Consider the following 9,337-nt stretch of genomic DNA (forward strand, 5'->3'; position numbering starts at 1 on the left):
CTCCCACATCTCACACTCTATGCAGGAGCGGGGGTGGAGACGCTCGCCAGACCTCCCCAGGTATCCGCTGCCTGACGAAGATCCTCCACATCCGGCTTCACATACCAGAGCTTCGTGGTCTTGACGTTGGTGTGCCCGGCCCAGCGGGCCAGGAGGTGATCCGGCACCCCGTTGTTCGCGAGGTAGGTGAAGCAACTCGCGCGAGCGTCGTACAAGCGCACCCGCCGCAGCCCGTGCTCGTCCATGACCTTGTACACCCGCTCACGCAACTGCCGCCCGTTGAGCGCCCTGCCGAGTTCATCCACTAGCACGTATCCACTGTCCTCATACCTCTCCCCCGCCGCAGGCTTCTCGGCCACCTGCGTCGCCCGGAAACGCGTCAGAGCCTCCCGGACCAGATCCGGCAGGGGAAGCTGCCGCTCACCGGCCAGAGACTTCGTGTCCTTCTCCACCACGGTCCTGTTCCCCATCAGCGTTCGCGTGTTGGCGACAGCCAGGGTGGCCTTGTCCAGGTCCACATCGGCCCAGCGCATACCGCAGATCTCCGCCGGCCGCAGGCCCATCAGGGCAAGCAGGAGAGGGGCGTACAGGCGGTCGTCCTCAACCACGCGCACGAAGGCGTGAACCTCCTTGACGTTCCAGGGCTGTACCACCGCCTTGGCCCTGCGCTCCGCCTTGCGCGCTTTCCGAGGGATCGCGACCTCTCGGGCAACGTTCACGGCGACCAAGCGCCGGGCCATCGCCCGGTTCAGTGCCTCCTTCAGCCGCGCCAGGGACATCTCCACTGAGGTCACCCCCAGACCTACCCCCGTCATGGCACCACGGCCCTCCCGAAGCGCCCACCTCATCCACGCGTCAACGTGGTCCTCGGTCAGATCCTGTAGCCGGATGTGCCCAAGCTTCCCCCGGACACGACCCAGGGTCATCGTGTAGCTGTAGACGGTGCTCTCTTCCAGGTCTTCCGCCTTCTTCGCGAGCCACTGGTCGAGCCATTCGTTCACCGTGATCTTGTTGGGCTCGACGAGCGTCCCCTCGTAGCGACGGTTCGTGATGCGGGCGTACTCGACCTTCGCTTCCCTCAGCGTGCGGAAGGTACGGGTCAACTGCTTGCGCTTCCCGGTAGCGGGATCGCTCCCTACATCGACCACAAACCGATACCGGACCTGTCCCTTCGTATTCGGGGGGAGCTTCTTGATCGGAACGGACAGAATTGCTCACTCTCCTCGCGTGGAACACTTCCACGCAGGCATAGGCGCCGCTGGGTTTCAGCGAAGGGCGCCGCGGTCATCGGGGTAGCAGGCGGCAGAACCGTTCGCTCCCCCGGGAGGCTGCGGCTCTGTCCACCCAGTCCGGTACGGCTCCCCCGCCGAGCTCAGCCGAACACGAACACCTTCAATGGTCGTCACCATCGCCGGTTTGGCCAACCGGCGATCATGGTCTACATTGCGCTCGCCACCGGCGGTGGTGCGGCCTCGCCATCCCCGATGCGGCCTCGAACAGAAGCCCGCTAGGAAGGACTGAAGTACAGGGTCACGCCGTCGGAAGAGCTCTTAGGGGCAATGCCGTAGAAGCGGCGCTACCCGTCGCCTGCGCCGTCACCCACCCCGGTGCGCGGGTCGTGATCCGTCACCTTCCGCCGCCACGGCCGCCCGCACCCGCTGCTCCTCGCGAGCAGAGCCGACATCCCGTTCCAGGGGCGTGCGGCTCACGGCCGTCGCGAGGTCTTCCAAGGCCCGTTTTTGCAGTTCCGCTTCGCGCCGCACGACCGGGCTCCCGTTGCCGGCGGCGTCCTCCCACGTGTGGAGCGCCTCCTCCACGCGTCCCCAGTCCGGATTCCTGTGCTCGCGCACGGCGACTGCTGCCTTCGCGGTGTCCGTCTCCAGGGCATCGGCGAATCGCTCCGCCTCGGGGACGACACGGCTGTCGGCCTGCGGGACGTGGCTCTCCATGAGCATCGCCGCGCGGCCGAACCCCTTGAGCGCCTCCTGCGCCTCCTGCGCCTCGCGCGACGTCAGCCCCCTGGGGCGGACCGGTTCCCGCCTTGCCCGGTCGTATGCCTCCTGCCAGGCGGCACGTGCCTCCCTGCTTTCCAGCAGTGCCCGGCGCATGTCGGCGTGATGCTCCCGGGTCGGTTCGGCGTAGTCGCGGAGCACCGCGGCCGCGTAGCGGCCGTTGGCGGCGAGCCAGTCCGCAAGCCGGCCCGGCAGTCGGGGTGTCTCCCATGCGGGGAACACCAGGTACGCCAGCATCGCCAGGACCCCGCCGAGCAGGGTGAGCACCACCCGCTCCGGGACCGTCTGCTCCCATGCCTGGCCGCCCATGCCGAGCAGGAAGACGACGTACGCGGCGGTGAAGCACTGGGAGTAGGCGTAGCCGGTACGGTTCAGCGTGTACGACAGGCCCGCCGAGACCACCGCCAGCGCGCCGGACACATGGGGGTCCGTGCCCAGGGCCCGCACCATGCCGGTGGCGAGTGCGACCCCCGCCAGGGTCCCGGCGAGACGGGCCACCGCACGCGCGTACGTCCGGTGGAAGTCCGGCCGCATCACCATCACCGAGGCGATGGGCGCCCAGTAACCGTGGCCCAGGGGGAGCCGGGCGGCGATCAGATAGCCGAGCGTGGCCACCGCCGCCAAGCGGACGGCATGCCGGAACACGGGCGAGTCCCGGCGGAGCTCACGGCGCACCGCCCGGACGACGACCGGGACCAACCGGAGCATTGTCGGGCGCACCAGGAACTGGGCGCCGGCGAGGCCGGGCGGCGTGGGCGTCCTCCCGCGCGCGCAGCCGCTCCCGGCGATCTCCAACGCCTCACCGAGCAGTTCCACGAGCCGCTCGGCGGCTTGCCGCGCGGGGCCCTCCAGCACCTCGTGCTCCTCGTCGACGCGCAGGACGTCCGTGCTCTCGGGCCGCACCTCGGCGGGAGTGCCGCAGCGGATCGAACGGGCGGCCGCATCCAGGACGTCGGCGGCCGCGTCGAGCAACTCCCGCGCGCGGTCCCGCCCGGGTCCCTCCGCCGGGGCGCCCACGTCCGGGTCGGCGAGCGCGGCGACGACCGGCCGAATGCGCTCGGCGAGTCCCCGGGGGCCGTGCAGGACGGGGGGACGGGTGCGGGCCTGTGACGGCGTCACGGCAGCCGCGTCCCGGGCCGTCATCAACGGCTCCGGGTCGAACGGGGCGGTCGGGTCGTGCCGCAGCCGGCGGGCGTAGTCCGCCACGGCGGCCAGGGCGTCGGCGAGCGCGTCACGATGCGCTCCCCAACGCCGGATCGGGAACAGAAAGATCAGCACGGCCTGGGTCACGCCCCCGAGTGCGATGACCCCGGCGTGCTCCAGGGCTCGCCCGATGCTCGTGGGCAAGGTGATGGTCACCAGCATGCTGCCGACCGTCGTCGCTGCGACGATCCCAGCGGTCGATCCGACGGCCCACGCCATTCCCGCGGCAAAAGCCCATACGGCCAGCAGTGGGAGGAACGTCACGAGTCGCCCCGCCGCCAGGTAGCCCACGAAGGTGCTGAGCGCCAGACCCGCGCCCGCGCCGAGCGCGACCACCTTGCGTGGACGCCAGGTGCGCTGGAAGGTGGCCCCACCCGCGGAGTAGGCGCCGAGGGCGGCGGACGCGGCATACGCAGGGGAGACCAGCCACAGCGTCGGCCCGATGACGATCGCCACCCCAGCGGCCGTGCGCAGCGCGAGCAGGGGCTCCAGCCGCGTCTCCTCGATCGTGAGCCCGGATCGTACGACCTCCCCGAAGGTCCGCAGCCACGTCACCGGTGTCCGCCTGGCCGGAACGCGGCGCCGGGGCGCGTCGGCCTGGTTGAGGTGCGGCAACCGTCGGGCAAGGAAGCCTCCCACACGGCCCGCTCGCCGGCTCGCGGCCGCAGCCGCTGGAGGGGTGCTGCCACTGCGGACCCTGCTGAACGTCCGCCGTCCGTCCTCCAAGCCGGAGCGATGGCAATCGTTGTTGGTTCAGGTCCGGCCGGAGCGCGGCGATTGCCCCGGCCCCGTCCGGCGGACGGGCAGATCGCCACCCGTCGCTCGGACCGGGCCAGGGGGCTCAGGGGGCACGGCGGCCCTGGTCTCTTACCGCTTGTGGCCGTTGCCGTGTCCGTTGGGATGCAGGACGACCTTGGTCCAGCCGTCGTCACGGGCGTCGAAGTGCTCGTAGGCGGTGGGGGCCTCGTCCAGGCTGAGCTCGTGGGAGACGACGAAACTCGGCTTGGCCTTCCCGCCGGCGATCAGGTCCCGCAGGGCCCGGTTGTACTTCTTCACCGGTGCCTGCCCGGTTCCCATGCGCTGGCCCTTGAACCACATCATGCCGAAGTCGATCGGGACCTTGCCATGAGCTTCCAGCTCCCCCTGCGCCTCCGCGCCCCCGGGGTCCTGGGGCAGGAACACGCCCACCACTCCGATGTCGCCCGTGAACCTGACCGAGTCGATCAGACCGTTGAGCGTGAGGCTGGCGTCCTCGTGCCCCTGGGGGTCGTGTGCCTGGTAGCCGACGCATTCGCAGCCGTTGTCGGCGCCCAGACCGAGGGTGGCCTCCTTGACGACCTCTGCCGGGTTCTGCTCGGCGGTGTTGATCGGGATGGCCCCTATCTCCTCCGCCTTGCGCAGCCGGTCGGGCTGGTGGTCGGCCGTCCAGACGCGCCCGGCGCCCTTGAGGAGGGCGGAGTAGGTCGCCATCAGCCCGACGGGACCGGCCCCGAAGACGATCGTCTGGTCGCCCGGTTTGACGTTGGCCATCTCGGTGGCGTGATAGCCGGTGGGGAATATGTCGGCGAGCATCACGTAGTCGGTCTGCCGCTCGGCGGCGTCCTCGCCCAGACGCAGGGCGTTGAAGTCGCCGTAGGGCACGCGCAGCAGCTCTGCCTGGCCGCCCTGGTAGGGGCCCATGTCGGCGAATCCGTAGGCGGCTCCCGCGAGGGCCGGTTCCGGCTGCATGGTCAGGCAGTAGTTGGTCAGCCCCTGCTCGCACTGCTTGCAGAAGCCGCAGGCGATGTTGAAGGGCAGGACCACGTACTCGCCGACCTGGACCTTGCGGACGGCCGAGCCGACCTCCACGACCTGGCCCATGTTCTCGTGTCCCAGGGTGCGGCCGGACTCGAACGAGGTGCGGCCCTCGTACATGTGCAGGTCCGAACCGCAGATGTTGGTAGTGGTGATCTTGACGATGATGTCGCAGGGGTGTTCGATCTTCGCGTCCGGTACGTCCTTCACTGTGACCGTTCGCGGGCCTTCGTATACCGCTGCCTTCATGGTGGCTTCCCTTGATGTCGCGGTACGGCGGTGATGGGGAAGGCGCAGAGAGCCTGACTCTCGGAAGTGCTGCGACGGGGTCCGGGGCTCCGGCACGCCTCTGGGGGCCGTTCACCTTGGTGAGGGGAACGGTGGTTTTGCCGCCGGCCCGCTCGGAGCTTCAGCACTCGGCGGCGTGCGGTGCGGGTCCCCGTCCCCATGCAGCGCGAAACGACCCTTCACCGATCGATCAGCGGTTGTTCCGTCCCCGGGACGGCCACCGAAGCGTAGACGCCTCTCCGGCTCAGGTCACCGGCTGGTCGCCGTGGTCGTCCGCCAGCATGCGGCGACGTTCCTGTTCGCGCTTGGAGTAGGCGGCCGTCCGGATCGCCTCGTCGCTCTCCAGGCCCGATCCCAGCGCGCCGCCCACCGTGGCGACGGAAGCGACGAACCAGGACAGCGTCCAGTACTCCGCGGCGTGCAGTGGGGTTCGTGTCGTGGAAGCGAACACCCGGTCGTTGAGGATGAACAGCGCCCACACCAGGTTGATGACCATCAAACCCACGTAGCAGACGAGCACCCCGATACCCACGGTCACGATCGTCGAGGCGTTGTAGAGAGCCGCCCTCTTCCTCGCCTCCGGCGAAACCTCATCCGTTCGATGCCACAGGTTCGCGTCCACGATCAGCCAGCCGATCATGAGAGCGACGGACCCGACCATGGCGATCACCAGGCGTGGCGTGCTCAGGTAGGTGGCCAGGTTCCAGATGGTGGAGTTCACGGTGGCGACTGCTCCCGTGGCGAGTGCGGCCGCCAGGGCTTTCGACAAGCCCGGCACCAAACGCCACGGCCGGTTGGCGCGGACCATACCGAGGAGCACCCTCAGGTAACCGCGCGGCCCACTGACGACGTACCGCAGATCGGCGATCTCCTCCTCACCGACCTGGCCCGGATGGATAGGCGCGAGACGACCGATGAACGGCCCCCGCAGCGGCTGACTTCCCGGAGGTTCCTCAGGCCCAGTGGCCTGCGGGCGGCCCGTCAAGCTGAGCACGGCTTCTTCCACGGCCTGCCGGGCCCTTGTCTGCAGCCGGAAGCCCCCCAGCGTGGGAAGGGACAGCAGCGCCAGGCCGTGTTCGTGACTCAGATCCAGCACGAGCTTGCGCCCATGTGAGTGCAGCGGAAGGTCGGTGAGGGCCACGACGATGTCCCAGTTCCCCTCATTTCCGCGGTCCATGATCCGGCGCGTCAATGTGGGCAGGTCCTCGGTCCCTGCTGTGAAGGGCTCACTGACCACCTCGACGTCGAACCGTCGTCCCGGGCCCGACCTGTCGGCGAGCCGGTCAGGAAGCATCCGGGCCATGCGCTGCGCGATCTCCGTGGGCGCGTCCGGATCCGCCAGGAGAGCCACGACCGTAACGTCCTGCGATGACTCCCGCATGACCGGCCCCTTCCAGTCGGCTGACCCGGCGCTCACCAGTGCCCAGAATGTCCCCGACATAGCGCCGACACCGCGTGACACGCTGGCCCCTGCCAATACCAACGGGCCATACCTGGGAGTGGGGCCTGGTGACGGCGCCTGTCGCGCGGTAAGCGGCGCGATCAGGTACTCAGGAACGGTGGACAAGGACGCGACCGACCTCTTCGTGCATGTCCGGGGCGCCGGTGAGAACAACCTGCGGAACGTCGATGTCGACGTTCCGCGGGACGCGCTGGTGGCCTTCACCGGCGTCTCCGGTTCGGGCAAGTCCTCGCTCGCGTTCGGCACGCTCTACGCGGAGGCCCAGCGGCGCTACTTCGAGTCCGTAGCGCCGTACGCCCGACGGCTGTTGCACCAGGTCGGCGCACCGCACGTGCAGGAGATCACCGGGCTGCCACCGGCCGTGGCCCTGCAGCAGCGACGCGGGTCGCCCGGCTCGCGCTCGACGGTCGGCACCCTCACCACGCTGTCCAATCTGCTGCGCATGCTGTACTCCCGCGCCGGCACCTATCCGCCCCGGGCCGCACGGCTGGAAGCCGAGTCGTTCTCACCCAACACCGCGGCCGGCGCCTGCCAGGAGTGCCACGGACTGGGCGTCGTGCACGACGTCGCCGAGGACCTGCTCGTCCCGGACCCCTCGCTGAGCATCCGCGAGGGGGCGATCGCCGCCTGGCCGGGCGCCTGGCAGGGCGCCAACCTGCGCAGTGTCGTGAGCGGCCTGGGGATCGACATCGACCGGCCGTGGCGCAGGCTCAGGAAGAAGGACCGGGACTGGCTGCTGTACACGGACGCGCAGCCCTTGGTGTACATCGAGCCGGAGGAAGACCGCGTCGACTGGGGCTACCAGGGCAAGTTCTGGAGCGCTCGCAAGCACGTCATGCACGTCCTCGCCGACTCCAAGAGCGAGAAGATGCGCGAACGGGCGCTCCGGTTCGTCAGGAGTGTGCCCTGCCCCGCCTGTCACGGCAGCGGACTGCGGCCCGAGGCGCTCGCGGTGACCTTCGCCGGACGTTCCATCGCCGAGATCAACGCGATGCCGCTCACCGAGGTCGTGGCGCTGCTGCGGCCCGTCGCGGGGCTCTCCGAGGCCGACGCCACCACGTCGACCGCCCGGTCCGGGGAGACGACCGAGGTCGCGGTCCGGATCTGCGGCGATCTGGTCGCGCGGATCGATGTGCTGCTCGACCTGGGCCTGGGCTATCTCGGCCTCGGGCGCCGCTCGACGACCCTGTCGCCGGGCGAGGCGCAGCGGCTGCGGATCGCCACCCAGCTGCGCTCGGGGCTGTTCGGCGTCGTCTACGTCCTCGACGAGCCCTCCGCGGGCCTGCACCCGGCGGACGCGGAACCGCTGCTGGAGGTGCTGGACCGCCTCAAGGCGGCGGGCAACTCGCTGTTCGTCGTGGAGCACGACATGGACGTCGTACGGCGGGCGGACTGGGTGGTCGACATCGGCCCCGGTGCGGGCGAGGGCGGCGGACGGGTGTTGTACAGCGGCCCGGTCGCCGGTCTTGAGCGGGTCGGGGAGTCGGCCACGAGCCGGTACCTGTTCGGGCGCGCCCAGCCGCTCGCTCACCGCCCGCGCACACCGCACGGTTGGCTGCACCTGCGCGGCGTCTCCCGCCACAATCTGCACGACGTGTCCGTCGACGTGCCGCTGTGCGTACTGACGGCGGTGACGGGCGTGTCCGGTTCGGGGAAGTCGACGCTGGTGACGCAGGTGCTCGCCGAGGTCGTCCGTGGCCACCTCGGACTCGTACCCGAGGAGCCCGACGAGGCGCAGTGGGAGGTCGACGTCCAGGACGCGTCGGGGGTGGAGTCGTTCGACCGGCTGGTCCTGGTCGACCAGCGGCCCATCGGCCGAACGCCCCGGTCCAACCTGGCCACGTACACCGGGATGTTCGACGCGGTGCGCAAGCTGTACGCGGCGACGGACGAGGCCAGGGCGCGCGGCTACTCGGCCGGGCGGTTCTCCTTCAACGTGCCCGAAGGGCGGTGCGAGACCTGCCAGGGCGAGGGGTTCGTCGCGGTGGAACTGCTGTTCCTGCCCGGCACCTACGCGCCGTGCCCGGCCTGCGAGGGCGCCCGGTACAACGCCGAGACGCTGGAAGTGACCTACCGCGGCAAGAACATCGCGGACGTACTGGCGCTGTCCGTCGACGCCGCCGCCGAGTTCCTGTCCGCCGTCCCGGCGGCCTCCCGCAGTCTCGAGACGTTGCGCGAGGTGGGGCTGGGGTATCTGCGGCTGGGCCAGCCCGCGACGGAACTCAGCGGTGGTGAGGCGCAACGCATCAAACTGGCCACCGAACTGCAGCGAGCCCGCCGCGGGCACGCGCTCTACCTGCTCGACGAGCCGACGGCGGGGCTGCACCCCTCGGACATCGCGCTGCTGCTGCGACAGCTGCACCGGCTCGTCGACGCCGGCAACACGGTGGTCCTCGTCGAGCACGACCTGGACACGATCGCCACGGCCGACTGGGTCATCGACCTCGGTCCGGGCGGCGGCGACGCGGGCGGGCGGGTGGTCGCGGGGGGGGGGGGGGGGGGGGGGGGGGGGGGGGGGGGGGGGGGGGAGGCCCCCCCCCCCCCCCCCCGGGATGTTTTTTTTCTCTCGCTACAGGCG

General features: G+C 70.2%; 5 protein-coding genes. 1 reads left to right on the top strand and 4 read right to left on the bottom strand.

Annotation, left to right across the window (positions count from 1 at the left end; translation table 11 throughout):
* Nucleotides 1-17: 17 nt before the first annotated feature.
* The 4 genes from AC07CM_RS01340 to AC07CM_RS01355 form a co-directional block, all read right to left on the bottom strand.
* Nucleotides 18-1,148 carry a site-specific integrase gene (locus AC07CM_RS01340; RefSeq protein WP_478874240.1) on the bottom strand — a complete coding sequence of 377 codons (1,131 nt, stop codon included), beginning with the start codon at nucleotides 1,146-1,148 and terminating at the stop codon, nucleotides 18-20.
* A 447-nt stretch (nucleotides 1,149-1,595) separates the two neighbouring features.
* Nucleotides 1,596-3,770: an FUSC family protein gene (locus tag AC07CM_RS01345; protein WP_478874241.1), complete on the bottom strand. Its 2,175-nt coding sequence runs from the start codon at nucleotides 3,768-3,770 to the stop codon at nucleotides 1,596-1,598.
* A gap of 312 nt (nucleotides 3,771-4,082) precedes the next feature.
* Nucleotides 4,083-5,258, bottom strand: a complete 1,176-nt coding sequence (locus AC07CM_RS01350) for a glutathione-independent formaldehyde dehydrogenase (RefSeq protein WP_478874242.1) — start codon at nucleotides 5,256-5,258, stop codon at nucleotides 4,083-4,085.
* A 283-nt stretch (nucleotides 5,259-5,541) separates the two neighbouring features.
* Complete coding sequence (locus AC07CM_RS01355) at nucleotides 5,542-6,678, bottom strand: hypothetical protein (protein ID WP_478874450.1); 1,137 nt, start codon at nucleotides 6,676-6,678, stop codon at nucleotides 5,542-5,544.
* 178 nt (nucleotides 6,679-6,856) lie between these two features.
* Here AC07CM_RS01355 and uvrA point away from each other — a divergent pair.
* Nucleotides 6,857-9,337: excinuclease ABC subunit UvrA (uvrA, locus tag AC07CM_RS01360; RefSeq protein WP_478874243.1), on the top strand; the 2,481-nt coding region annotated here is incomplete at its 3' end.

Source organism: Streptomyces sp. NPDC044061 (assembly GCF_056434305.1).